The organism is Erythrobacter sp. JB1-4 (assembly GCF_057365025.1).
Genome location: NZ_CP200292.1, coordinates 2,059,045 through 2,084,390 on the forward strand (window position 1 = coordinate 2,059,045; position 25,346 = coordinate 2,084,390).

19 protein-coding genes are annotated in these 25,346 nt (G+C 56.8%); 15 read left to right on the top strand and 4 right to left on the bottom strand.

Translation table 11 applies throughout. The annotated features are described in order from the left end of the window. The first annotated feature begins 205 nt into the window (after positions 1-205). The 5 genes from AC0V61_RS09635 (at position 206) to AC0V61_RS09655 (ending at position 7,428) form a co-directional block, all read left to right on the top strand. A complete protein-coding gene (locus AC0V61_RS09635; protein ID WP_486157031.1) occupies positions 206-1,330 on the top strand; it encodes a glycosyltransferase in 1,125 nt (374 codons plus the stop codon). 29 nt (positions 1,331-1,359) lie between these two features. After that, entirely contained in the window at positions 1,360-2,496 is a 1,137-nt protein-coding gene (locus AC0V61_RS09640) for a hypothetical protein (protein ID WP_486157032.1), read from the top strand. Positions 2,497-2,573: 77 nt separating this feature from the next. Next, a complete protein-coding gene (locus tag AC0V61_RS09645) occupies positions 2,574-4,766 on the top strand; it encodes a beta-glucosidase (protein ID WP_486157033.1) in 2,193 nt (730 codons plus the stop codon). A 50-nt stretch (positions 4,767-4,816) separates the two neighbouring features. Beyond that, the gene (locus AC0V61_RS09650) at positions 4,817-5,734 is read left to right on the top strand and encodes an NAD(P)H-binding protein (protein ID WP_486157034.1); all 918 of its coding nucleotides are present in this window, start codon (positions 4,817-4,819) and stop codon (positions 5,732-5,734) included. Continuing rightward, positions 5,731-7,428: a solute:sodium symporter family transporter gene (locus tag AC0V61_RS09655; protein WP_486157035.1), complete on the top strand. Its 1,698-nt coding sequence runs from the start codon at positions 5,731-5,733 to the stop codon at positions 7,426-7,428. Before AC0V61_RS09650 ends, AC0V61_RS09655 begins: the two co-directional genes overlap by 4 nt. On the opposite strand, the gene AC0V61_RS09660 is transcribed toward AC0V61_RS09655, so the two are convergent. From AC0V61_RS09660 to AC0V61_RS09675, 4 genes are read right to left on the bottom strand one after another with little or no spacing between them, the layout of a single operon-like run. Then, a complete protein-coding gene (locus AC0V61_RS09660; RefSeq protein WP_486157036.1) occupies positions 7,418-8,341 on the bottom strand; it encodes a TauD/TfdA family dioxygenase in 924 nt (307 codons plus the stop codon). The two genes, AC0V61_RS09655 and AC0V61_RS09660, sit on opposite strands and share 11 nt — an antisense overlap. Continuing rightward, positions 8,334-9,278, bottom strand: coding sequence for an aldo/keto reductase (locus AC0V61_RS09665; RefSeq protein WP_486157037.1), 945 nt, complete (start codon positions 9,276-9,278; stop codon positions 8,334-8,336). The genes AC0V61_RS09660 and AC0V61_RS09665 overlap by 8 nt, the downstream gene beginning before the upstream one ends. A 16-nt stretch (positions 9,279-9,294) precedes the next feature. After that, a complete protein-coding gene (locus AC0V61_RS09670; protein ID WP_486157038.1) occupies positions 9,295-10,368 on the bottom strand; it encodes a Gfo/Idh/MocA family protein in 1,074 nt (357 codons plus the stop codon). A 22-nt stretch (positions 10,369-10,390) separates the two neighbouring features. Then, positions 10,391-12,319, bottom strand: coding sequence for a beta-galactosidase (locus AC0V61_RS09675; protein WP_486157039.1), 1,929 nt, complete (start codon positions 12,317-12,319; stop codon positions 10,391-10,393). Positions 12,320-12,493: 174 nt separating this feature from the next. On the opposite strand from AC0V61_RS09675, the gene AC0V61_RS09680 reads away from it, so the two are divergent. The 10 genes from AC0V61_RS09680 to AC0V61_RS09725 all read left to right on the top strand — a co-directional run bounded on the left by AC0V61_RS09680 (position 12,494) and on the right by AC0V61_RS09725 (position 25,286). Continuing rightward, entirely contained in the window at positions 12,494-13,498 is a 1,005-nt protein-coding gene (locus AC0V61_RS09680) for an ArsR/SmtB family transcription factor (RefSeq protein WP_486157040.1), read from the top strand. A gap of 6 nt (positions 13,499-13,504) precedes the next feature. Beyond that, positions 13,505-14,431, top strand: coding sequence for a methylenetetrahydrofolate reductase (gene metF / locus AC0V61_RS09685; RefSeq protein ID WP_486157041.1), 927 nt, complete (start codon positions 13,505-13,507; stop codon positions 14,429-14,431). Continuing rightward, entirely contained in the window at positions 14,428-15,474 is a 1,047-nt protein-coding gene (locus AC0V61_RS09690; protein WP_486157042.1) for a homocysteine S-methyltransferase family protein, read from the top strand. The genes metF and AC0V61_RS09690 overlap by 4 nt, the downstream gene beginning before the upstream one ends. Further along, positions 15,471-16,010 (top strand): GNAT family N-acetyltransferase, encoded by a 540-nt coding sequence (locus AC0V61_RS09695; protein ID WP_486157043.1) that lies wholly within the window; start codon positions 15,471-15,473, stop codon positions 16,008-16,010. Before AC0V61_RS09690 ends, AC0V61_RS09695 begins: the two co-directional genes overlap by 4 nt. After that, positions 16,007-18,649, top strand: a complete 2,643-nt coding sequence (gene metH, locus AC0V61_RS09700; RefSeq protein WP_486157044.1) for a methionine synthase — start codon at positions 16,007-16,009, stop codon at positions 18,647-18,649. Before AC0V61_RS09695 ends, metH begins: the two co-directional genes overlap by 4 nt. Positions 18,650-18,896: 247 nt before the next feature. Beyond that, positions 18,897-19,331 (top strand): curli assembly protein CsgF, encoded by a 435-nt coding sequence (locus tag AC0V61_RS09705; protein ID WP_486157045.1) that lies wholly within the window; start codon positions 18,897-18,899, stop codon positions 19,329-19,331. Continuing rightward, on the top strand, positions 19,331-20,299 hold the full coding sequence (locus AC0V61_RS09710; protein ID WP_486157046.1) for a CsgG/HfaB family protein: 969 nt from the start codon (positions 19,331-19,333) through the stop codon (positions 20,297-20,299). Before AC0V61_RS09705 ends, AC0V61_RS09710 begins: the two co-directional genes overlap by 1 nt. Positions 20,300-20,670: 371 nt before the next feature. Beyond that, on the top strand, positions 20,671-22,323 hold the full coding sequence (locus AC0V61_RS09715) for a beta strand repeat-containing protein (RefSeq protein WP_486157047.1): 1,653 nt from the start codon (positions 20,671-20,673) through the stop codon (positions 22,321-22,323). Between the two features lie 107 nt (positions 22,324-22,430). Beyond that, positions 22,431-24,158, top strand: a complete 1,728-nt coding sequence (locus AC0V61_RS09720; RefSeq protein ID WP_486157048.1) for a beta strand repeat-containing protein — start codon at positions 22,431-22,433, stop codon at positions 24,156-24,158. 111 nt (positions 24,159-24,269) lie between these two features. Continuing rightward, the gene (locus AC0V61_RS09725) at positions 24,270-25,286 is read left to right on the top strand and encodes a hypothetical protein (protein ID WP_486157049.1); all 1,017 of its coding nucleotides are present in this window, start codon (positions 24,270-24,272) and stop codon (positions 25,284-25,286) included. Positions 25,287-25,346 lie beyond the last annotated feature (60 nt).

A 25,346-nucleotide genomic window follows, 5' to 3' on the forward strand; every position in this document is an offset into this window, starting at 1 on the left:
AAAGTGTTTTGCACACAGCGTCCTAGGCGCGCCGTGAATGGAAGGGAAGCTGGCAACTGGGCTTTGGTCCAAGATTGAGCCAATCATCCAGCCAATATTACGCGCCGCCGAACATCACCCCATGCCAGACCCCTTAAAGGGGAATTAACCATTATCGCTCAGAGCCTTTTATCAGAATTGAAAGGGTGGGAACCAAGGCCGATCAATGTATTCTTACAGCCAATCAGAATTCGTCGGTGCTAAAGCTGGCTTGGATGCCGCAATTATTGTGCCGATCTTCAACGAGGCGCAAAACATAAAGCCGTTGACGCAGGCCTTGATTAATGTGCTTGAGAACACGGATTTTGAGATCCTGTTTGTCGATGATGGCTCAACCGATGGCTCTCAATCCATTGTCGAAGAGCTTGCCCGAGAAGACCGCCGCATTCGCCTGATCCGCCGGATTGGAAGGCGCGGATTGGCATCGGCGGTGACGGAAGGGTTTCTTGCAACGCTCGCCCCAGTGGTTGCTGTCATCGACGGTGACATGCAGCACGATGAAACCATTTTGCCAAAGCTGATTTCCAAGATCGCACATGGCGATGCCGATCTTGCGGTAGGCACTCGCTATGCAGACGGCGGTTCAATGGGCGCTTGGGCGCAAAGCCGCCAGACCATTAGCCGTCTTGCAACGCGTATTGCCTCAACCATCATGAAAACACAGCTGAGCGATCCGATGAGCGGTTTCTTCGCCATCCGCCGCGAGCTTTTCTTCGCCGTCGCTCCCAGTCTTTCGCAAACGGGCTATAAGCTGCTTCTGGATATTGTTGCCTCGCACAAAGAGCCGATCAAGACCGCCGAAGTCCCTTACACTTTTCGCACCCGTACAGCTGGCGAGTCCAAGTTGGATGGCGCCGTGGTGCTCGAATATGGCGAATTGCTTTTGGAAAAGCTGGTGGGACGCATTCTGCCGGTAAAGCTCATTATGTTTGGTGCAATTGGCCTTTTGGGCGCGCTTGTTCACATGTCGTTGCTTTGGGCAGCGCTTAGTGCTGCCAGCCTTGCTTTTCCCATCGCCCAAGGCCTTGCGACATTTGGGGCGATGACGTTCAATTTCACCCTCAACAATGCGCTCACATACCGTGACCGGATGTTGACAGGGTTTCAGTGGGTCACAGGACTGGCAAGCTTTTGTGCCGCCTGCAGCCTTGGGGCAGTTGCCAATATTGGGATAGGGACGCTTCTTTTCACAGGCTCTTGGTCGTGGTGGGTGTCTGGCCTTGCGGGCGCTGCGATTGGGTCTGTGTGGAACTATGCTGCAACGTCCTGGCTTACGTGGAGGCGGCGCTGATCGAACAGCGGCGATAAACGGGCGAACACATGACCAGCATCACTGCTCTTCTGAATTGGTGGGAGGGAATGGATCGGCCTTTGTCGCGGATTCCGAGGCTCGGCGCCATCTCGCTGCTTTTGGCCTTGGCGGCGGCCATGGGCTGGAGCTCCATGAACATCGACCCTGTTGCTGCGCATGGTGCCGGTCCAAATGATGACGTCTCGAAGCTTAGCACCGAGGCCCAAGCACAAGACGCAAACGACAATGAGAAAGGCGACCTTGCCCTTTACCGGCGCATTTCAGAGCGCGTCTCATCGGGTGAAAGCTATTACGCTGCGGCCGTTGCCGAACAAGAGGCGGGTAATTATCCAACGCGGCCCTTCGTAACCGTTCGTCAGCCAACGCTTGCTTGGATGCAGGCGGCAATTGGTGTGGAGGGACTGCGCGTTGTTGCCATGGGCTTATTGGTTGCATGCCTGATCGTTTTTTATGCGCGTTTTCGAGATCGGATCGGTCTTGTGGAACGGGTCGCCGGCCTAGTGTTGATCCTGATTGGTGGGATTGCCGCAACAATTCCCATCGCGGGGCTCGTGCATGAGATTATAGCTGGGCTTTTGCTCACCTTCGCATTTCTTGCTTATGATCCGAGGCGCTATTGGCCAAGCCTTCTTGCAGCTGGCCTTGCGATCTCTATCCGCGAGATATCGGTGACCTTTGTGTTGCTTTGGCTTGCTTTCAGCGCAGGGTACAGCCGTTGGCGCGAGACTGCTTGGATTGCCGTGCTTATCGCCTGTTTTGCGCTTGGAATGTATGCGCATTACCTTGGCGTTTCGGCACATACGTCACCGGCAAGCCCATCGTCGCAGGGGTGGGAGGCACTTGCTGGATATAGCTTACCTGTCGCTGCGCTCTATCAGCTTACATTCCTTCAAGCGATCCCTCCTGCGGTGGCCGCTCCTTTGGCGATTTTGCCACTTCTCGGATGGTTAAGCCTTGGTGGGAGAATGGGGCTTTTCGCCGTGCTTTGGTGTCTAGGACACTTCACAGCGCTCGCACTGTTCGCGCGGCCTGAGAATTTTTACTGGGTCCAGATTGTGCTGCCAGCCTATCTTATCGGCTTCGCCTTTGCCCCGCGCGCAATCTATGAGGTGTCATTGCGAGCAATCGGTAGGTCCAGAGCTTAGGGCAAGAACCCCTTGCTTTTGCGCCCGTATTGGCGAAACCTGAGCGCTAATGACATAAACGCATCAGGACCTCGCTTTTGCCTCACAACACGCCCGACGTCTCGCACATCATTGCGCAGCTTACAGTGCAAGAGAAAGTGCGCATGCTATCGGGTGACCTCGAATTTTGGGATGGCATGCGCCAATTAACGAAAGAGGATTATTATCACCGTTTCGCGTTTCCCGTGGCGGCCAATGAACACCTTGGGGTGCCGGGGCTCAGGTTTATCGATGGACCAAGGGGTGTTGTTGTGTTCGGCGGGGCAACGATGTTTCCGGTCACGATGGCGCGCGGGGCGACTTGGAACCCGGAACTTGAGGCTAAAATTGGCGATGCTCTTGGTAAGGAGCTGAGGCTGCTTGGCGGCAGTCTTACAGGGGCTGTGTGTATCAATCTCTTGCGCCATCCCGCCTGGGGCCGCGCGCAAGAAACCTACGGTGAGGATACCCACCACCTGGGCATAATGGGCGCTGCCCTTACGCGAGGGATCCAACGCCACGCCATCGCCTGTGTGAAGCACTATGCTCTCAATTCGATGGAGAACGCCCGGTTTCAAGTCGATGTGTCAATCGATGATCGTTCTCTCCACGAGGTATATCTGCCGCATTTTAAGGACTGTGTGGATGCAGGGGCGCAATCATTTATGAGCGCCTATAACTCGGTGAACGGGGAATGGGCGGGGCAAAACAAAGTGCTCCTCGATGACATTTTGCGCGGGCGCTGGGGCTTTGATGGGTTTGTCATCACAGATTTCATCTTTGGCGTTCGCGACGGCGAGAAGGCAATCGGGGCAGGGCTCGATCTGGAGATGCCATTCCCCATGGTCTGGGGTAAATTCCTCGATGCTATGGTAGAAGATGGGCGCGTCGATGAAGCGCTTCTCGACCGGGCGTTAGAGCGCGCGATCAAGCCGCAATTCGAATTGCCACCCATTGAAGAGTACGACCGTGCTGACCTTGGTTGCGAGGCGCACAAAGCGCTTGCGAGACAGGCAGCAGTTCAGTCCATTACGCTTTTAAAGAATGAAGGCGATGTGCTCCCATTACCGCTCGGGGCGAATGTGGTGATGCTTGGTGAGCTCGCGGCGAAAGCGACGCTTGGAGATCGCGGATCTTCTGATGGACGCCCGGACTATGCGGTTCATCCGCTTGAGGGAATGAAGGCGGCCACGAAAGCAGCTTCCATTGGCACGGTTACGCAGTTCGATACGCTGGGTAGTGATGAGGCACGCAAAGCGGTGAGCGAGGCCGATGCGGTTCTTATTGTCGTTGGCAACACGTATCGCGAAGAGGGCGAGTACATCGCGCCGCTATCCAGCCTTGCGGCTTTGTCCGAAAACTTCCCGCCCCCACCAGGGCTCCATTGGCTGTTTGGCAAGCGCTTTATGCGCCCTGTCTGGGTAAGGATCGTAAAAGCCATGCTGGGCCTCGCCTCGCGCTCCCAGCGAAAGGCCTTTGACAAAGAGCAAGGGTCCTTCGGGCGCGGAGGCGACCGTGATAGCCTGCGTTTAAAACCTGAACACGCGCAGCTTATAAACGAGGCCGCTAAGCTCAATCCTAACACTGTCGCCACGCTTGTGGGTGGCAGCGCGATTGTGATGGAGGAATGGAAGGCGGCCGCCAAAGCCATCATGATGCTGTGGTATCCGGGGCAAGAGGGCGGCCATGCGCTTGCCGATATTGTTTACGGGAAGCGCAATCCATCTGGTCGCTTACCGTTCTCGATCCCGACCGATGAGGCGCACCTTCCGTTCTTTGATAAAGACGCAACCTCAATCACATACGACCTTTGGCACGGCTATCGTAAACTGCGCCATGACAAAAACCCGGCTGCATTCCCCTTTGGTTTTGGGCTCTCCTACACGCAATTCGCAGTTGATGGCCTATCTTGCGATAAACCGGATTATGATCCCGCAGAGACGGCAAATCTTGCAGTGCAAGTTGCCAACACAGGCGCGCGCGATGGAGACTTCGTCGTGCAGATTTATGTGAGCGCCAAAGACTCCAAAATCGAACGCGCTAGCCGCGAGCTAAAGGCCTTTTCAAAGGTGCCTCTTGCAGCCGGTGAAAAGCGCACAGTTGAGATTGCGCTGCCTATCGCAAAGCTTGGATATTTCGACACCCAAACCGATGATTTCCAGGTGGAGCTGACCACCTACACCCTTACCGCAGCAAGCCATGTGGATGATGATGGCAAAGCGGTGCAATTAGAAGTCGGCCCTGCTAAGTGAGCAAGCCGACGCGCCCAGGTTTTTTGCAAACGGTCTCTTCACGGAAGATCGTGGTAGCGGGCGCAAGTGGTGCGATAGGCCGTGCGGTTGTGCGTGAATGTTTGGCGCGTGGGTATAACGTGACGGCGTTGGTGCGCAGTGCCTGTGTCGATCTGCCCGAGCTGACTGGCTCCCAGATTCAAGCTGCCGACTTGTCTGACCCGGAGGCCATCATCCGCGCCGTGAAGGCGATCAGGCCGTCAACCATTGTCTCTTGCATTGCCTCGCGAAGTGGTTCGCCCAAGGATGCGAAGGCGGTTGATTATCAGGCCAATCTAGACCTTTTGCGTGCAGCTGAAATGGCGGCCGTGGAGCATTTCATCTTGCTTTCTGCCATCTGTGTTCAGCGCCCCAAATTGGCATTCCAGCGGGCGAAATTGGCGTTTGAGGCTGAACTTCAAACGTCGAGAGTGACGCACACCATCGTGCGCCCCACCGCGTTCTTCAAATCTCTGTCGGGACAGGTGGAGCGGGTGCGGGCGGGTAAACCCTTCTTCCTGTTCGGCGATGGGGAGCTTACTGCATGCAAACCGATTAGCGATGCGGACTTGGCGCGCTTTATCGTGGATTGCGTGGACGATCCGGCAAGGCGCGGGCAAACCCTTCCCATCGGCGGGCCGGGACCTGCAATTACGTTGAAACGGCAAGGTGAATTGTTGTTTGAAGCAGCGCAGCTTGAGCCGAGATTTCGGTCTGTTCCGGTGGGATTGTTCAGCGTCTTTGCGAGGCTGTTTTCGCTTGGCGCATGGGCATCTAACTGGCTTGCAGAGAAGGCTGAGTACGCGCGAATTGCTCGTTACTACGCGACACACAGTATGCTTGTCTGGGACGGCGAGGCGGGGCGATATGATGCCGAGGCAACGCCTGAATTTGGGGACGATACGCTGATTGATCATTACGAGGCTCTGCTTGCGGAGAACCCGCAATGAGCAGTGGCAACCTCCTTTTCACCTTCGCAAGCTGCGTGTTTTTTATGGCGCTCGTTGGCTGGATCAGCTGGCTGAAAACGCGCGGGACTGCGGATACGAAGGACGGCTATTTTCTTGCCGGACGCGGGCTTGGCGCGACCTTCATCGCGGGCTCGCTGCTCCTCACCAATCTCTCGGCTGAACAGCTCATTGGGCTTAATGGCTCTGCCTATGGCTTCAACATGTCGAGCATGGGCTGGGAAGTTACGGCAGCGGTCGCAACTATCGCCATGGCGCTTGTGTTCTTGCCCAAATACTTGGCCGGAGCCTTCACCACACTGCCGCAATTTTTGAATGATCGGTTCGATCCCACTGTCCGGCGCATGTCGGTGCTGCTGTTTATGCTGGGATACGGTCTCGTGACGATCCCGAGCGTGCTTTATTCGGGCAGCCTTGCGGTGATTGCCTTCTTCGACGTGCCAGCGCTGACGGGGCTTGGCGATTTTGAGGCGCTGGTCATGATGGTGATCGTCATCGGAGTGATCGGCTCTGTTTATGCGGTCTTTGGCGGGCTTCGCGCGGTGGCGGTTTCTGATACACTCAACGGAGTCGGGCTGCTTATCATCGGCATATTGGTGCCAGTGTTTGGGCTGATCGCGCTGGGCGGCGGCGATTTTGGCGCAGGTCTTTCCACCTTGGGAAGCGAGCACACTGAGAAATTGAACGCGATTGGCGGTGCGGACGATCCCACGCCCTTTGGCACGATTTTCACGGGCATGGTGTTTGCGAACCTGTTTTACTGGTGCACCAATCAATATGTGATCCAGCGGACACTCGGCGCAAAGTCATTGGCAGAAGGTCAAAAGGGCGTTCTGCTTTCGGGCTTCTTCAAGATCATGGTGCCCTTCATGATGATGATCCCGGGCGTGATTGCGTTCCATATGTATGGGCCGGGTCTGGGCGGTATTGATGAGGCCTATCCGCGCCTCATCCGTGATGTCCTGCCGCTCTGGATGAGCGGGTTTTTCTTGGCTGTTCTGCTCGGCGCGGTGCTCAGCTCGTTTAACTCGCTCCTTAATTCAGCAGCGACTTTGTTTGCGCTCGATATCTATGGACCTGCCAAAGGTGATCAGGTCACTGACGAGCAGCTTGTGCGCGTGGCGAAGATCGCGAGCGTTGTGATCGCGCTCTTCTCTTTTGCGGTGGCGCCATACCTGTCGCAGGCACCCGAAGGGCTATTCCAGCTGATCCGCAAGTTCACCGGGTTTTACAACATCCCGACGATTGTGATCGTGATGGTGGGCCTGTTCACCGCGCGAGTGCCGGCCTTGGGCGCGAAGATCGTAATCGTCTTCCACATCACGGCCTATGCGCTCCTCACATTCATCTTCAACGATGCTGTGACGCTCCACTTCATCCACCAATACGCTGTGCTGTTCGTGATCGAAGTGGGCATTATGTTCGCCTGCGGAGCGCTTGCCCCGCGCAAGGAAGCTTGGGCGTTCACCCGCAATGAGAAAGTGGACATGACGCCGTGGGTCTACGCAAGGCCGCTCGCGGTGACGCTGTTCAGCTGCGTCGTGGCGACATACTTGCTATTCTCACCCTTGGGCGTGGCGAGCGATAGCGGGCCGGGCGCACTATTCGGGGCGCTTATCGCAGCGCTGATGCTTGGCAACGCGGCCTATTGGTCGCGGGCGGCTATTAAGCGATGAGCGAGGCTAGGACCCTGCGTTTGCCCTCGAACGGACGGCGGCCGTGCATGACTGCGAAATTGTCGATCAGCGCGACATCTCCCGCCTGCCATGCGAGGTCATGGGTGAACTCATCGGCCAGCGCAATCGCTGGGGCCATGTCCTCGTTCGTGATCGGCTCGCCGCCTCCAAAGGTGATCGCTTTGTTCGGATCGTTCCGGCTGTCAGCCCAGCCTCGGAAAGCTGCGATAAGCTGGTTGAAGAAGGTCTTGCGGCCATCTGCGAGCGTGCGAACGGCTGGCAGAGCAGCGGTGGTGACGCGCAGCGATCCATCGGCAAGCCACTCCCAAGAGTAGCCAAGCTCTTTCAGCCGCGTCTCAGCTTCGGCCTGATCGGCAACGCTCAGTGTGGAGCGCCAACTGCGGCCTTGGCCAGAGCCCGCATCGTCAGAACCAGGCATCACATTGGTGTAGCGCACGCCCTCGGCCTCCAGCCTCGCGACAAAGGCTGGCGATTGCTCTTCAAGCCGCTCCAGCACCCAGTCCGAACGGCACAGCGGCGTTGCGCCTCCGCTGCCCGGAGCGATCTCGCAATAGAAAAACAGCTTTGCCGGATAGAGCGGGGTCTGAGCCATTTCATGGTGGAGGAAAATCTCAGTCAAAGGCGGCGCTTCATTGGCGGTGAACACGCGCGGCGTCACATTGGTGCGCACGGCATTGCTGAGCGAATCTTCATAAGTGAAGCCCGCCTCGCCATAACCTTCAATCGCCGCGTCAAAAGCATGCGGATCGGGCACATCAAAGCCGCGAAACAGAAGCGCGCCAGCGTCCGCCAAAGCAGCATCAACCGCGCCTTTGTTTGCGGAGAGGAAAGCGGCCAAATCGCCGCCGCCAGGGATTACACCGGGAAACTCTGACATCTGCGCCTCAGTCATAGATCGGGTGGAACCTTCCAAAAGCGGCCTCGGCAAACACGCCTGGATCGTTGAATCGGCGGTCTTGATTGAGAGCGCTGATCGCGGCCATTTCAACCGCCGAAAGCTCGAAGTCCTCGATTGCCAAATTCTCGCGCATCCGTTCTGGCTTGGTGGTCTTGGGGATGATCGAATTGCCGCGCTGAACGCCCCATTTAAGAAGCACTTGCGCGGGCGTCTTCCCATGCGCCTGCGCCGCGACCATCACGGGCGCAGTGCCGAGCAAACTCTCCTCGGCGTCCGCCATATTCAGCTCGAAGTAACTCTGTGCGCCAAGCGGAGAGAAAGCGGTCACTTCCATGCCGTACCCACGCGCGCAGCGGATGAGCTTTTCTTGCGTCAGGTAGGGATGGCTTTCGATCTGTAGATGGCTCGGTTTCACGCTCGCGTATGTCATCAGATCATGGATCAACGCGGAGTTGTAATTGCAAACACCAATGCGATTGGTGAGACCCTTCTCCACCAGCGCCTCCATCGCATGCCACGTCTGATACAGCGGCACTTTGGCGGGGCGCATCTCGGGTTCGGCGGCATCAGGGTTGAACAGCCATTCGGGCGGGTAGCGCTCCTCAATCGGCACATATTCCAGCGCGATGGGGAAGTGGATGAGGTAGAGGTCGAAGCACTCAATTTGCAGGTCAGAAAGCGACTTACGCGCTGCTTCTTCGACATGTTCGGGCGCGTGGAATGTGTTCCACAGTTTGGAGGTGATCCAAAGCTCATCGCGCGTCACAAGCCCTTCAGCGATAGCGCGCGCAAAGCCCTCTCCGCTCTCGGCCTCATTGCCGTAATCCGCAGCGCTGTCGAAGTGACGATAGCCTGCGCGGATCGCCTCTACGACCGCCTCAGCTGTCTCTTCGCGGGGGATCTTCCAAAGGCCGAAGCCAACTGGGGGCATGGTGCTTAGCAAAGGTTCAATCCTCAAACTTGATATTGACTGGAAGGCCAGTGGCGATGCTTTCCTGAGCCGCCGCTCCGATGACGACCGAACGATAGCCATCGCGGGCGGTGATAAGGGGCTGGGTTCCATTCACCAAGGCTTCGTGAAAGTCGCGCTGCTGGAAATATGTGGCCCCGTGGTGATCGCCTGCGGCCAAGGCTTCGGGCGGCACGCCAATGTGCTCTTTGAATGGGCCAGATTTATCGCGCGGGGACCATGTGACGTGGCCTCCGGGAAGTTTGACTTCTAGCTTGCCAACCGGGCCAACTGCGCTGATCTCTTCTTGCTCATCGGAGCCCTCCGCAAACATGCAAAGGTCGAGCACCGCGCGCGCTCCGCTGGCGAAGTCGAGCATCACGAAAGCGTTGTCGATGATGTCGGGTGTCTCGCCGTCGTAGAGCTCATCCAAATGGTTCACGTCTGCCGCCCCACTGGCAAAGACCCGCACTGGCTCATCGCGCAAGATATGGCGCATCAGGTCGAAGAAGTGGCAGCACTTCTCCACCAATGTGCCGCCAGTGTTGCGGTTAAAGCGGTTCCAGTCACCGACCTTCACAAGGAAGGGGAAACGGTGCTCACGAATGGCGAGCATTTTGACATCGCCTGCCTCGCTAGAATGCACCCGTTCGATGAACTTCGTGACAGGCGGCATATAGCGATATTCGAGGCCCACCCAGAAGAGATTGTCATACTCCTTCGCCGCCTTCGCTAAGGCCAAAGCGTCTGCGGGATCGGTGCACATGGGCTTTTCCAGAAGCACAGCGCAGCCTGCCTCCATCACGGGCTTCACCACATCGTAATGGGTGAAGTTGGGCGAGGCGATGATAACCGCATCGGGCTTGGCACTCGCAAGCATTTCAGCCGCATCGGTGTACATCTCAGGGCTCTGCCCAAGCTGCGCGGCCTTCGCCATCGCTGCCATGCGTGATCCGCTGTCAGGCTCAGCAATCGCAGCAAGCTCAGCACCCGGCACCAGCGCCAAGTTCGCCATATGCTCACGGCCCATCATGCCGCAGCCGATGATTGCGTATCTGCGTCTCTCTCTCATGGGATCAGCCTGTGAGGCGCGTTCATGCAATTGTCCAGATTGCCGTTGCGGCAGGTTGCAATATTGCGCTTCCGATTTCGGGTTTGCCAAGCCCAAGAGAGCCGAGGTCGACCGACCGGTTGGAGTAGTTAAAGGCAAACATGTGGCTGGCACTACGGCGAATGCGGATGCCTTCGGGTAAGTCAATCAAATCAAGTTCGGCCTCACCCGCAACCTGTTCAACCAGAAGGTCCAAAAGCGAGCGATCTGGCCATGCAGCGCAGTAGCGCAAATTGCCCTTAGAGTAGACCACGCCACGGCCATCATTGAGCGCGCGTTCAGGGGGGTAATGGGTAGACACATCCTCAAGCCAGCGAGTGACGGAAAACCCGTCTCCTTCATGCGCAATATTGTTACGCAAGCTCTCAACCCGTGTGACGGTGAGATCAAGCAGCTCGCGAAGCGCGCCAGGGGCAAGGCCCTCAGGAATGCACAAGCTCTCACTCTTGCTACCCGAACGCGGACCAATCAGCACCGGGCAGGTGAGCGCATTGAGCTTGCCTGCAAAGCCATCTGGCAGGATCGGAAGGGTCGGAATAAACACAGCGCTGTAATCCGACAGCTGCGCATCGGGGGCAACGATATCGACGTCCAGCCCGCGCCGTCTCAGCGCCGAATACCACTCATACACAAGCTCCAAAAAGCGGAAGCTCTTGCCCTGTGGTTGAATGCCGCACACCCATGCAGCTTCGTATGAGAATACGATTGCGACCTTGGCTTTTGCGATTTTCTGTTCGCCGATCAGCCCAATGATATCTGCAACCATGCGCGCTTCATCGGCGGCGGGTGCATCGACGCTATCGGGGCGAAGAAGCCCTGCGTGCATTTGCTCCTGCGCAAAAGGAGCCTGTCTCCAGCGGAAATAGCTGACGAATTCGGCACCATGCGCCATCGCCTCCAGCGTCCACAGCGCGACCATTCCGTCGAGAGGTGCAGGATTAAACCGCGCCCAGTTCACGGGGCCGGGTTGCTGCTCAATGATCCCCCAACGGCCATCCGAACACCCCCGGTAAAGGTCGTGGTGAAAGGCCGCGATATCAGGGTGCCCTTGGCGCAAGTAAGCTGACTTTTCCTCGTCCGAGAACCAGAACTGCTCCAAAAACCCAAGCGGGTAAGAATCCCAAGTCGCCACATCCAAGTCGCGCCCAACATCGTGGTGATCGAACTCGGTAAAGAAGCCCATGAAGTTGTGCGTCACGTCTCTACCCGGCGACAACTCACGCAAGATCGCCACCTGCTCTGCGTTAAAGCTCACCACCTGATCGGAGGCAAAGCGGCGGTAATCCAGCCAATGCGAAGGGTTCGCCTCGGTCACAGTCAAATACGGCGGGTCGATCTCGGCAAAGGACCGATATTCCATCGACCAAAAGACATTGCCCCATGCGGTATTGAGAGCGTCAATCGTGCCATATCGCGCCTCGCACCACGTCCGAAATCCTTCCGCGGCGGCGTCCGAAAAGCTCAGCACCGTGTCATGGCAACCATACTCATTATCGGTCTGCCACGCGGTAACGCTCTTGTGCTCGCCATACCGCTCAGCCAAAGTGCGCGTGATCCGCCGCGATTCTCCGCGATATCCCTGATGCGAGAAGCAATAATGCCGCCGCGAGCCGAACCCCCGAGGCCGCCCATCCGCATCAATCGCCACCATATCGGGCATGGAATCGACCAGCCATTTTGGCGGCGTTGCGGTCGGCGTGCACAGCATGATGTTGAGACCAGCACCCGCCAAAACCTCAATCGCGCGGTCAAGCCAGCCCCAATCAAGACGACCCGGCTCAGGCTCAATCCGGCTCCACGCAAATTCGCCAATACGCACAAGGGACAAGCCCATTTCGCGCATCCGCCGCGCGTCGTCAGCCCATATCTCTTCGGGCCAATGTTCCGGGAAATAGCAGCAGCCAAGTTTCACGGCATATGTCTCCCAACAGATCGCCCGATTGGTTTCATTATGAAAGGGCAGCAAGGCCCCGCGTTATCGCCATTGGCAATTTGTGCAATGGGTTTAGGCTGAGCCTTAATACATACGTTCAATTCCTAGAGCGCATTTACACATATAAAAATATCTTTATATGATGCCCAAACCATGGTCATTGATGCACTCTTTAAGGCTTTGGCGGACCCCACGCGGCTCCGCATTGCGCGGCTGCTTTCCGCGATGGAGCTTGCTGTGGGAGAGTTGGCGCAGGTTCTGGGTCAGAGCCAGCCGCGCGTCTCGCGCCATGTCGGCATTTTGTGCGATGCGGGTATTGCCGAGCGGCGGCGCGAGGGGAGCTGGGTGTTCCTGCGCTCTGTCAGCGGCGAACAGGCGGGCCCCGTACATGCGGCTCTTGAACGATTGCTTGCGACCGCTGAGGCAGAAAATGCCGAATTTGCGCGGGTTTGCGCCGATGACCGGCGAAAACTTGCTGCCATCCGTCAGTCGCGTGAGGCCAATGCCGAGGAGTATTTCGCGGATCACGCCAACGAATGGGACGAGCTGCGCGCGCTCCACACGCCGGAGGCCGAGGTCGAAGAGCAATTGCTCGGCGCGCTAAGCGGTGCTGATTTGGGCGCGGTGCTGGATATTGGCACGGGCACGGGGCGGATGGCTGAACTGTTCGAACCCCATGCGGTGAGTATCAAAGCGCTCGACAAGAACGTCGAAATGCTGCGCGTTGCACGGGCGAAATTGCAGCACTTGCCCGCTGGCAAAATTGATCTGGTTCAAGGTGATTTTTGCGATTTGCCGTTTCCTGCGGCCACGTTTGATACGGTGCTGCTCCATCAGGTCCTCCACTTTGCGCCAGAACCCTCGATGCCGCTGGCCGAAGCGGCGCGCGTGACGAAAGCCGGTGGGCGGATCGCGATTGTCGATTTCGCCAGCCACAGTAACGAAGACCTGCGCGACCGGCATCAGCATGCGCGTCTGGGCTTTGCCGATGATCAGATGGAAGCGCTCCTTCGCGCCGCCGGATTTGAACCTGCTGCCCCCCACGCGATGGATGGCGGGGAACTGGTGGTCAAAATCTGGATTGGGACACGTAAGGGCGCGGTAAGCGCTGATCCCGGCACCACCCCTTCACCCTCTCTTCCCCGCAAAGAAGCTTGAAAAATTATGACCCCTACCCTCAACCAATTGCACGAGGCGCGCACCGCTTTGGATAGCCCGCTGTTTTCCGATCTTCCCGGCGATATCGACATCAGTTTCGAATTCTTCCCGCCCAAGACGGAAAAGATGGCTGAGACGCTTCAGGCAAGCGTTGAGACTTTGCAGCCGTTGGGGCCGCGCTTTGTGTCGGTGACGTATGGAGCCGGGGGTACGACGCGGGAGCGCACCCATGCAGAGGTCGTGCGGGTGCAGACCGAGACCAACATCCCCGCCGCCGCGCACCTCACCTGTGTCAATGCGACCAAGGATGAAGTGAACGCAGTTGCGCGCCATTATTGGGAAAGCGGAATTCGGCACATTGTGGCGCTGCGCGGCGATGCGCCTGATGGCGGGGCCTACACGCCGCATCCGGGCGGTTATGCCAATGCGGTGGACTTGATCGCGGGCCTTAAAGAGGTTGCCGATTTTGAGATTTCGGTCGCAGCCTACCCAGAAGTTCATCCCGATAGCCCCGATGCGCAGACCGATATCGCCAATTTGAAGGCCAAATTTGACGCAGGCGCAGACCGCGCAATCACGCAGTTCTTCTTTGATCCTGAATGCTTCTTCCGCTTCCGCGATGAGGCGGCGGCAGCTGGGATTGATGCAGAGATTGTGCCGGGCATCATGCCAGTCATGAGCTTTGCCGCTGTGCAACGGATGAGCGGGCTTTGCGGGACGGCTATTCCAAGCTGGATGCAGGGGCTTTTCGAAGGCCTCGATGAACGCCCCGCCGCGCGCCAATTGGTGTCGGCAACGATTGCAGCTGAGCTTTGCCGTAAGCTGTATGCAGGCGGGGTTCGCCAGTTCCACTTCTACACGTTGAACCGGGCTGAGCTTTCTTATGCGATCTGCCACATGCTCGGCAAACGGCCAACCGGAGACGCCTCATGAATGCGCGCACGAAACTCGAAGCCGCTGCCGCTGAACGGGTCCTGATCTTTGACGGCGCTTTCGGCACGCAAATTCAGAACCGTAAGCTTACCGAAGAGGACTATGCGGGCGAGCTTGGCCTTGGCGCGGATCAAAAGGGCAATAACGATATCCTTGCACTGACCCGGCCCGATGTAATCGCCGATATTACGCGCGCTTATCTCGATGCGGGCTCTGATGTTGTCTCGACCAACACGTTTAGCGCCAACCGCATTTCGCAGGCCGATTACGCCGCCGAAGATCAAGTGGCGGCGATCAACATCGCGTCTGGCAAAATCGCGCGCGCTTTGGCCGATGAGTATGAGGCGAAGGATGGTAAGCCCCGTTTTGTGGCTGGCGCAATTGGGCCGACCAATAAGACGCTGTCTCTTTCGCCCGATGTGGAAGACCCCGGCTACCGCGAAATCGACTTTGATGAGCTGACGGCGGTTTATAAGGAACAGGCCGCCGCGCTGATCGAAGGGGGATGTGATTTCATCCTGATTGAGACGGTGTTCGACACGCTGAACGCCAAGGCCGGGATTATGGCTGTGAAGCAGTTGGAGGCGGATTTGGGCCGCGAAGTGCCGGTGATGATCTCGATGACGCTCACCGATCTGTCGGGCCGCAATCTGTCGGGCCATACGGTGGAGGCGTTTTGGTACGCTGTGCGCCATGCAAAGCCGATCACCATTGGTCTCAATTGCAGCTTTGGCGCGGATCAATTGCGCCCGCATGTGCAATCGCTCTCCGGCCTCGCGGACACTCTGATCATGGCCTATCCCAATGCAGGCCTCCCCAATGAGCTGGGCGAATATGACGAGATGCCTGATACCACCGCTGGCCTTGTGAAGCAGTGGGCTGAGGGCGGTCAGGTCAATATTCTGGGCGGATGCTGTGGCTCTTCGCCAGCGCACATCAAGGCGATTGCGGATGCGGTGAAAGACTTGCCGCCGCGCACACTTCCAACGCCCGAAACAGCGATGCGCCTGTCTGGTCTTCAAGCTTTCACCTTTGCGGCATGAGCGACAACCACGCGACAAGAATTACCGTGCGCGAAGCGGGCGTTGAGGATGCCGAGCGCCTGTCGCTCGTCTCCGACGCGACGTTTTTGGAGACGTTTGCGCATGAAATTCCGGGTGAGGCGATGCTCGCCCATTGCCGGGAAAAACACGCGCCCGCGTTCCTGGCGAGCGTCATCGAAAGCGGCGCGCGCGCTTGGCTGGCTGAGATTGATGGGTCACCCATCGGTTATGCGATGCTGATCCCTTCGCCTGAACTTGATGCGGCGATCGAGGGGGATGTGGAGCTTAAGAAGATATACGTCCTCTCACGCTTTCAAGGCACCGGAACTGCGCAGCGCCTATTCGCTGAAGTGCTTTCTGCCGCGCAGGGCAACAAACGGCTCCTTCTCGGCGTCAAAGACGACAACCACCGCGCCATTTCATTCTACAAACGCCAAGGCTTTGAAATCATCGGCAACCGCCGCTTCAACGTTGGCGGGCAGCTCTACGACGACTTTGTATTCGCCCGCACCCTCTCTCTGGAAACCACCACATGACCGGCCCATCTGCCACGAATTTCATCAATATCGGTGAGCGCACCAATGTGACCGGCTCTGCTCGGTTTAAAAAGCTCATCATGGCGGATGATTACGCCGCTGCGGTTGAAGTCGCTCGCCAGCAGGTGGAGAACGGCGCGCAGGTGATCGACGTCAATATGGACGAAGGCCTGCTCGACGCGAAGCACGCGATGACGACCTTCCTCAAATTGATCGCAGCCGAGCCCGATATTGCGCGCGTGCCGGTCATGATTGACAGCTCCAAATGGGACGTGATCGAAGCTGGGCTCAAATGCGTCAGCGGCAAGCCAATCGTCAATTCGATCAGCATGAAAGAGGGCGAGGAGCAATTTCTCGAACAAGCGCGCAAATGCATGGATTACGGCGCTGCCGTCGTGGTCATGGCGTTCGATGAAGAAGGACAGGCCGACACCAAGGACCGCAAGGTCGAGATTTGCAAGCGCGCCTATGACCTGCTGGTTGGCATCGGATTTCCGCCCGAAGACATCATCTTTGACCCCAACGTCTTCGCGGTTGCGACGGGGATTGAAGACCATGACCGCTACGGCCTCGACTTCATTGAGGCGGTGAAGGAAATCAAAGAGCTTTGCCCCCATGTGAAGACCAGCGGCGGGCTTTCCAACCTCTCCTTCTCCTTTCGCGGGAATGAGACCGTGCGCCGCGCGATGCACTCGGTTTTCCTCTACCACGCCATCCCGGTTGGCTTTGACATGGCCATCGTCAACGCGGGTCAGCTTGATGTTTACGACACCATTGACCCCGTGTTGCGCGATGCCTGCGAAGACGTGATCCTGATGCGTCCCGTCGAGGGAGAGGAAACCGCGACCGAGCGGCTGATCAACTTGGCCGAAAGCTTCAAGGGCAAAAGCAAGGAAGACGACAAGCAGGCGGCAGAATGGCGCGGCTGGGAAGTTTCCAAACGCCTTGAACATGCGCTGGTTAAAGGCATCGACGCCCACATCGTCGATGATACCGAAATCATGCGCCAAGAGATTTTCGACGCCGGTGGCCGCCCTATTGAGGTGATCGAAGGGCCGTTGATGGACGGCATGAATGTCGTTGGCGACCTGTTTGGTTCGGGCAAAATGTTCCTGCCCCAAGTGGTCAAATCCGCGCGCGTTATGAAGAAAGCGGTCGCCCACCTCATTCCCTTCATCGAGAAGGAAAAAGAGCTGCTGCCAGAGGCCGAGCGTACGTCCAAAGGCACGATTATCATGGCCACGGTCAAAGGTGATGTGCACGATATCGGCAAGAATATCGTGGGCGTGGTGTTGCAGTGCAATGGCTATGAAGTGGTGGACCTTGGCGTCATGGTCCCGTGGCAAGATATCCTCAAAGCCGCGAATGAGCATAAGGCCGATATGATCGGTTTGTCGGGCCTCATCACGCCTTCGCTCGACGAGATGGTCACCGTTGCCGAAGAGATGCAGGCGGCTGAGATGACCATGCCGCTCCTCATCGGGGGTGCGACCACAAGCCGCGTGCACACTGCGCTTCGGATTGATCCGGCCTATGATGGTCCGGTGATCCATGTGCTGGACGCAAGCCGCGCGGTAGGCGTTGCCTCCAAACTGCTGTCCGACACATTGCGTGACGGCTTTGTTGAGGAAACCGCCGAGGAATATGAAAAGGTCCGCGTCGCGCGGGCTGGTAAAAGCGAAAAAGCGCTCCTGCCCATCAAAGAAGCGCGTGGCAATTTCTACGATGCATTCTTGAGCGATAAACCTGCGCCTCCACTGCAACCGGGTGACCACCTGTTTGAAGACTGGCCGCTCGAAGACCTGATCGAAACCTTCGACTGGACCCCCTTCTTTAGAGCTTGGGAGCTCCACGGTGTCTACCCGCGTATCCTCGAGGATGAAGTGGTGGGAGAAGCCGCGCGCAATCTCAAAGCTGATGCGGACGCGATGCTTGAGAAAATCGTTGCGGAGAAATGGCTTACGCCCAAGGCCGTCGTTGGCCTGTGGCCGTGCGCGCGGGCACATGATTGCCGCGATGATGTGATGATCCACCTTTCGGAGGACAATCACATCCGGATGCCGTTCCTGCGCCAACAGGTCATCAAAAGCCGCGACCGGGCGAATATGTGTTTGGCGGATTTCATCGATCCCGCAGGCGATTGGATGGGCGGCTTTGTCGTGGGCATTCACGGGATCGAACCCCACATCGTCCGCTTCCGCGAGGACAAGGACGACTATTCCGACATCCTTCTTAAGGCGCTGGCGGACCGGTTTGCCGAGGCCATGGCCGAACGCCTGCACCAATATGTGCGCACTGATCTTTGGGGCTATGCCCCCGGCGAGCAACTCGACAATCAGGCGCTCATTAAAGAGCAATATCGCGGCATTCGCCCGGCGCCAGGTTATCCAGCGGTGCCGGACCACTCATTGAAGCCGATTCTGTTCGATATGCTCGATGCGCAAGGCAAAATCGGCGTTTCGTTAACCGAAAGCTTTGCCATGTTGCCGACCGCTGCAGTCAGCGGGCTCTATTTCGGGCACCCTGAATCGCAATATTTTGGGGTGGCTAAGATCGGGCGGGACCAGCTTGAAGACTATGCCAAACGCCGCGAAGTTGATGTGGCAACGGCAGAGCGCTGGCTGCGTCCTAACCTCTAAGCATCTGGCACGGCGTCACAAAGTGTGGCCAATTGCACAGTCTTGCACTCTTGGACCTGTCTATAGGGGAGCGTTCACAGGGGGATGCGGGGCGTTGACCCAATACAATACAACTTGCTCAAACCCGGCTGCTCACCCGTTTGGGTGACACAAAATGCCTCGACACAATTGCTAAGATACGCAATAAACGAATGGTTAAAGTTGCGATGAGTTAGGACTATCCGATGGGTAGAGGGGAATTCTGTTTATGATCCGCAAGATTGCGATCGCGCTGGGGTTGGCGGGGGCTTTTGGGCTCACGATGACTGCGGCGCCCGTTATGGCTCAGGATCTGGTTCACACACCGATCAGCCCCACCTTTGGTGGTAACCCATTTAATTCAAACCATATTCTGGGCATTGCGAATGCGCAGAATGACACGACTGACCCTGATGCTGTGGATCGCAATGATCAGTCTAGCATCTTTGCCCGTCAGCTCGAATCACGGCTTTTGTCAGCGCTCTCCTCTCAGATCGTTGATGCGATCTTTGGTGAGAATCCACAGGAGCAGGGCACGATCACTTTTGGCGGTCAAACGATTGAGTTTTTCCGCAGTCTTGATGAAGTGACGTTAATTATCCGCGACGATAATTCAGGCGAAGAAACGCGCATCGTCATTCCTCTGTTCCTTGAGGTCAATTGATGAAAGCGTTGTTGAAATACGCAACTGCGGGCCTCGCCGCGCTTTCGCTGACCGGGTGCATGAGTATTGGTCAGGATGGCCGCGATTGGCTGCCTGAAACCACCAGCCTTGCCTATTTCCCCAAGAAAACTCAGACACAGAACCTGCTCAATCAGCTGCCAGCGCCACAGCGCCAGGTGGCAATTGCTGTTTATGGGTTCAGCGATCAAACCGGTCAGTTCCGTCCCACCAACAGCGGGCAAACGCTTAGCCGTGCGGTGACGCAAGGTGCGGGCTCTATTCTGGTGAAGGCTCTGCAGGATGCAGGCAATCGTCAGTGGTTTACTGTGGTGGAGCGCGAGCGTCTTGATAACCTCCTTAAAGAGCGTCAGATCATTGGCGAAATGCGCAAGCGTTATTTGGGTGAGCAACAGGTCGACCCGAACGCTTTGCCTGCGCTTTTGTTTGCAGGTGTTCTGCTTGAGGGTGGCATTGTCGGCTATGACACCAACACTGTCACAGGTGGTGCAGGTGCGGCGTTCCTCGGTATCGGAGCGCGCTCGGAATATCGCCAGGATACGGTGACCGTGTACTTACGCGCAGTTTCTGTGCGCACGGGCGAGGTTCTTGCCAATATTCAGACATCAAAAACCATCGCAAGTCAGGCGATCGGGGCAAGCGCGTATCGCTTTGTTGCTTTCCGCGAGTTGCTTGAAGCTGAGGCTGGCATCACGGCGAATGAGCCCGATCAGGTGGCTTTGCAGCAAGCGATTGAAAAGGCGGTTTACGGCCTTGTGCTTGAAGGTGTTGACTTGGGGCTTTGGCGTTTTGCCAATTCGGCAGAGGCCGAAGCTCTTATGAGTACATATCGCGCAGAACGTGACGGGGTTTATGATGCCTCTGATGTTCAGGCGGCGGTGAAGCGGGCTGGCTCGCTTACGGCGCTGACGGTCGTTGATCGCGGCGAAGAAGAGGAAGAAGGTTCTTAACTCGCAGACATTTGTTCAGCGGTTTGGGCGCGTCCCGCAAGGGCGCAAGTAGGGTGTAAATGACTGTTGTTGCCGGTGCCAAGGTGGAAGGTGCGGCAATGTTAAGCGGTCAAAGAAAAGGGCGGAAAAAAGAGAATGGGGGAATGCAAGGTGCCTGCAGAGAGTGGCTTCGCTGTTCAGGCGAGCGATACGGCCTGCACCTTTGGCAACCTCAGAACTTTTACGCTGTGCACCAGTTTGAGGGCAATCCGTAGGACCCCTTAGAAGTCGTTGACGCCGGGTGAGCGGGGGTGAGCCGCGGCGTTTTTGAATGAGTATCCCCGAAGGAAGATCGCATAAGGTTAGGGGCGGTCAACTTGAAAGGAAGTTTAATGAAAATAGCAATTTACGCAGGTGCTTCAGCAATTGCTTTGACCGCAGCGGCACCACTTTTGGCGCAGGCGACCGTGCCTGCTGACTGTGTGGGAGTGGCAGGCAGTTGCAGCATCGTTGACAGCCTTGGCACTGATAACAGCGCCACTGTTGATCAAGATGGTGCAGGCAATGCCTCTGAAATCCTTCAGGACGCGACCGGGGCGAGTGCATCGGTCACGCAGGATGGTGATGGCAACCTTTCAAACGTCGATCAGGTCGATGATGAAGTGACGCTTGGTGATCCCAGTGCAATTGTGACGCAAACGGGCGATCTCAACACTTCTGATGTGACGCAGGTTGCGCCTGGTGTTGGGGCCAATGGCCTTCTTGCAACGGTGGATCAAACCGATGGCGCGACCTCTATCGTCAACCAGTCCGCGCTTGGCGCGAATGCGACCGGGTTTACCGCGACGGTGACACAGGTCGGCACGGTATCGTCCGAGATCAATCAAACCGCTGCTTTCGATGACGCAAACACATTCACCGCGACAGTCGATCAAAATGGTGCGGGCCTTAGCTCTACCATCAACCAGCGCGATCTGAACAATGCGGGCGACTTTGGGCTTACCGCCACTGTCACGCAAACCGGGGCTGACAACACATCATTTGTTGATCAGGAAAACCGTCGCCACACAGCGACAGTTTTGCAAACCGGTACCAATGGGACCTCCGACGTAACGCAGGCGGGGGTTGGCAGTCAGCGAAACACCGCCGACGTAATCCAGGCCGGTGATGGCAACCTTGTTGAGATTGATCAATCCGAGGCGCGCGCCACTGCTTTTGTCGAGCAAACCGCTGCATCCTCTGATAACACCGCTGAGATTTTGCAGGATGGTGACCGCTTCAACGAAGGCACAATCGTTCAGTCTGGCACAAATAGTGGCGCAGGGATTGATCAGTCGGCAAACGCTCGGCGCGATGTCGGTTTTATCGTTCAAGGCGCTGGCGCTGTAGATAACGGCGCTGGCATCGTTCAAACTGGCGGTGCTGTCTCTGGTGTTGACAGCCTGAATGCGGCTTTGATCGATCAAGATGGCGGTACAGGAAACGCCTCGCTTATCGAGCAAAGCGGGACCAGCAATGAAGCTGAAAGCGTTCAGGAAGGCTCTTTTAACTTTTCTTCTATCGCCCAAACCGGTCTCAATGGTGATGTGTTCGTCGATCAAATTGACGAGGTGACGCCGGCCTCTGTCGATGGCAACTTTAGTGAGGTTGAGCAGGCGGGTGATGGCAACATTGTCAATGTTTCGATGGCCGCGAACAACGGTGCCTCTGGTGTGTTCCAATACGGCGGCACCAACAACACCACCGATCTTTCGCAAACCGGGGATGGCAACGAGAGCCAAGTGGAGCAAGCCTTTGCGGGCGGTGACGGCAATGCTGCAACGATCACGCAAAGCGGTCTGAGCAACACCAGCGTTATCGCGCAAGGGAACAACCTTTTGAGCGACAATAACACAGCGACGGTCGACCAGCAGGGCGATGACAACCTTAGCCTGCTGGCTCAGGATGGCACCGGCAACAGTGCGACCGTCAATCAACTCGGGAATGGCAGCGTCTCTGATCTCACTCAGAACGGTGTCGGCAACACAATAACGGTAAACCAGTAAGTTAAGCAGATTTGGTTTCGGGGGGATGAGTTTCCCCTTTGAACTGAGTTAATTTCAAAATCCCTGCGGCGCGACTTTCACAGGGTTAAATTTGAGGGAAGACGACAATGAAATCCATCATCTACGCAAGTGCATCGCTGCTCGCTATGACAGCAGCGGCTCCACTCCTTGCACAGGCCACCACGCCTGCGCCTTGTGTGGGCGCGACCGGTAACTGTTCGGTCATCGATTCAAACGGTTCGGGTAACTCTGTTGCCGTTGATCAGTCAGCAGGCACCGGCAATGTGTCGGACATCGTGCAAGATGGTGAGAACCTTGATGCGACCGTGACGCAGGGTGCAGATGGCAACATCTCTAACGTCGATCAGGAAACGCTTGGTGCAACGCCAATCGACACCACTGCGGTTGTGAACCAAGTGGGCGGCGGCGACTCGATCGTTAGCCAGTCTTCTTCTGGCGCAAACGCAAGCGGCATGATCGCTGATGTTGATCAGGACGGCGCAAGCACTTCTGATGTTGCGCAGGTTTCAAGCGGCGATGACAGCGTTTTGATCAGCACAGTCGTCACCCAAACCGGTGACAGCAACGCATCGATCGTCACGCAAAGCGACGCTGGCATCGACAGCGCAGTGCTTGAAGTGGAAGTTGAGCAAGACGGTGCAGGCAACCTTGCTGACGTGAACCAGTCGGGCACTGACAACCTCGCGACTGCTTTCCAAGAAGCGGATGACGGTGTTGCTGTTATCATTCAGTCCGGCGAACTCCAGGATGCCGATATTCAACAGACTGGCGACGGCAACGGTGCTGGCATCGAACAATCCAATATCGGAAACACTGCTGGCATCTTGCAAGGCGGCGATGATAGCATTGGTACGATCACTCAGTCCGGCGACACTGGTGTTGCAAACATCACGCAGACGGGCAGTGACAACGATACAGACATCGTTCAAGGCGCGGTGGAAAATACTGCGACTGTCGTCCAAACCGGTGATGGCAACACCGCCGTGGTTGATCAGGAAGACGCAGCGGTTGATGGTTTCAACATTGCTGGCATCCAACAAGATGGTGTCGATGGCAGTGCAACGATCAACCAAAATGATGACGCCCTTGGTGACTTTGCTCTGATCCTTCAGAGCGTTGACACGGACACCAACACCGCAACCATCACGCAAACCGGCGCAATCGCCAGCGCGTCAGACAACTCAGCTCTGATCGACCAGGTCTCTGGTGAAGGTAACGCTTCAACAATTGTACAAGGCGATACGACCGCAAATGGCGGCATCGTTGAGAATGCGGTGGATGCCGTCGCAGAATCGACCCAGGACGGCGACTTCCTCGGTTCGACCATCGCACAAGGCGGTGCTGGCCAAATGGCGTTCGTCGACCAAATCGGTTCTGACAATGTCAGCGAAGTGTTCCAAGGCACGTTTGGTGGCGACGGAAACACGGCCAATGTCACGCAAAGCGGCACCGGTCTTGGTGTGTCGACATCGCAAATCTTCCAAGATGGCAATGGCAATGAAGCTACCCTGACACAGGGCGGCGGTGAGCTTAACACAAGCGTCATCGATCAAGGCGCTGCTGGCGGCGACACCAACACAGCGACGGTCACGCAAACCGGTTCTGAAAACGAAAGCGATGTTCTGCAAAACAGCTTCGGCCCTGGCGCAGACAACATCGCCACCGTGCTTCAGGAAGGTATCGGCAACATCAGCCTGATCGAACAGGATGGCAGCACGAACACTGCTTCTGTCTCTCAGTTTGACGGCAGCTCTTCTGACGTCTTCCAAGACGGCACAGGTAACACTGCAACCGTCACGCAAGGCACGCCATAAGCGATTAAGCGATTTGGCCGGGCGAGCATACGCTTGTCCGGCCAAGTGCTTATTGCCGATTGAATTTTGAACGAGACGCACTTCCCAAGTGCGGTGTTAGGAACACTCCCAATGAAAAAGCTCACCTTCGCAGCAACCTCAATGGTCGCCCTGATGGCGGCGGCTCCAGCGTTTGCGCAGAACAACTCAACCATTGAACAAACGGGCAATGGCAACGGTGCAACCGTTACTCAAACAGCCTCTGGCAACACCTCCGACATTGATCAGCTTAGCGACAACAACGTTGCGACCGTCGATCAATCCGGTGCAACCAATGACAGCGTCATTCTTCAGTCATCTCTTGCTGGTCCAAACACGGCAAATGTCGATATGGATGGTGTCAACGGTTTTGCCGACATCCAACAGGTCACCGGCAGCGACACCAGCACTGCTGACGTCATTCAAACTGCGACTGCTGACCTTAATACAGGTGAGATCGTTCAGGACGATGCACGCTCAAGCGATGCTGATATCAACCAAGGTGGTGGCGCAAACAATGGCGCTGTTATCTCGCAAGGTGATGAGACGCTGTTTTTCGGCACCAACACCTTCGGCACTCAAACCGCTGACGCTGATATCACTCAGTCCGGCTCTGACAACTTTGCGCTTATCGCCCAAGTCGGCAATGCGCCGATCGCCGAGGTTATTCAGACCTCGGTCGGAAGCATTGCACAAATCGACCAAGGCATGTTCAGCGGCGGCTCTGCCGATGCGTTCGTCCAGCAAGTCGGCGTGAACGACGTGGCAACGATCTCACAGAACAGCGACAACAGCACCGCGCAGGCCTTCCAGAACGGCAGCGCGCTGGGCAACGAGACGACCATCACACAAGGTTTCGTGGCCACAAGCGACGGCAACTTTGCCGAAAGCGTTCAGGACGCCGATGACAACACCAGCACCATAACTCAAAACAGCGTTGTGGCTGGCGGCTTGAACAGCGCGGCTGTTCTTCAGCTTGGTGACGGCAATGCCAGCACGATCACGCAGGAAGGTACCAGCAACACTGCAACTGTTGACCAGTTTAGCGCTGGTAACGTCTCAGTGGTTACGCAAAACGGCACTGGCGGCACAGTAACCGTTACGCAGTAAAGTTGATTTCGATTGGCCCGGGCAAGGAGCATCTTGTCCGGGCTGATTGGACAAAACGAA

Bases quoted from the DNA above. Each gene is read 5' to 3' on its own strand.
- AC0V61_RS09635 (WP_486157031.1), top strand. From the start codon at position 206: ATGTATTCTTACAGCCAATCAGAATTCGTCGGTGCTAAAGCTGGCTTG.
- AC0V61_RS09640 (WP_486157032.1), top strand. From the start codon at position 1,360: ATGACCAGCATCACTGCTCTTCTGAATTGGTGGGAGGGAATGGATCGG.
- AC0V61_RS09655 (WP_486157035.1), top strand. From the start codon at position 5,731: ATGAGCAGTGGCAACCTCCTTTTCACCTTCGCAAGCTGCGTGTTTTTT.
- AC0V61_RS09660 (WP_486157036.1), bottom strand. From the start codon at position 8,341: ATGACTGAGGCGCAGATGTCAGAGTTTCCCGGTGTAATCCCTGGCGGC.
- AC0V61_RS09665 (WP_486157037.1), bottom strand. From the start codon at position 9,278: ATGCCCCCAGTTGGCTTCGGCCTTTGGAAGATCCCCCGCGAAGAGACA.
- AC0V61_RS09670 (WP_486157038.1), bottom strand. From the start codon at position 10,368: ATGAGAGAGAGACGCAGATACGCAATCATCGGCTGCGGCATGATGGGC.
- AC0V61_RS09680 (WP_486157040.1), top strand. From the start codon at position 12,494: ATGGTCATTGATGCACTCTTTAAGGCTTTGGCGGACCCCACGCGGCTC.
- metF (WP_486157041.1), top strand. From the start codon at position 13,505: ATGACCCCTACCCTCAACCAATTGCACGAGGCGCGCACCGCTTTGGAT.
- AC0V61_RS09690 (WP_486157042.1), top strand. From the start codon at position 14,428: ATGAATGCGCGCACGAAACTCGAAGCCGCTGCCGCTGAACGGGTCCTG.
- AC0V61_RS09695 (WP_486157043.1), top strand. From the start codon at position 15,471: ATGAGCGACAACCACGCGACAAGAATTACCGTGCGCGAAGCGGGCGTT.
- metH (WP_486157044.1), top strand. From the start codon at position 16,007: ATGACCGGCCCATCTGCCACGAATTTCATCAATATCGGTGAGCGCACC.
- AC0V61_RS09705 (WP_486157045.1), top strand. From the start codon at position 18,897: ATGATCCGCAAGATTGCGATCGCGCTGGGGTTGGCGGGGGCTTTTGGG.
- AC0V61_RS09710 (WP_486157046.1), top strand. From the start codon at position 19,331: ATGAAAGCGTTGTTGAAATACGCAACTGCGGGCCTCGCCGCGCTTTCG.
- AC0V61_RS09715 (WP_486157047.1), top strand. From the start codon at position 20,671: ATGAAAATAGCAATTTACGCAGGTGCTTCAGCAATTGCTTTGACCGCA.
- AC0V61_RS09720 (WP_486157048.1), top strand. From the start codon at position 22,431: ATGAAATCCATCATCTACGCAAGTGCATCGCTGCTCGCTATGACAGCA.
- AC0V61_RS09725 (WP_486157049.1), top strand. From the start codon at position 24,270: ATGAAAAAGCTCACCTTCGCAGCAACCTCAATGGTCGCCCTGATGGCG.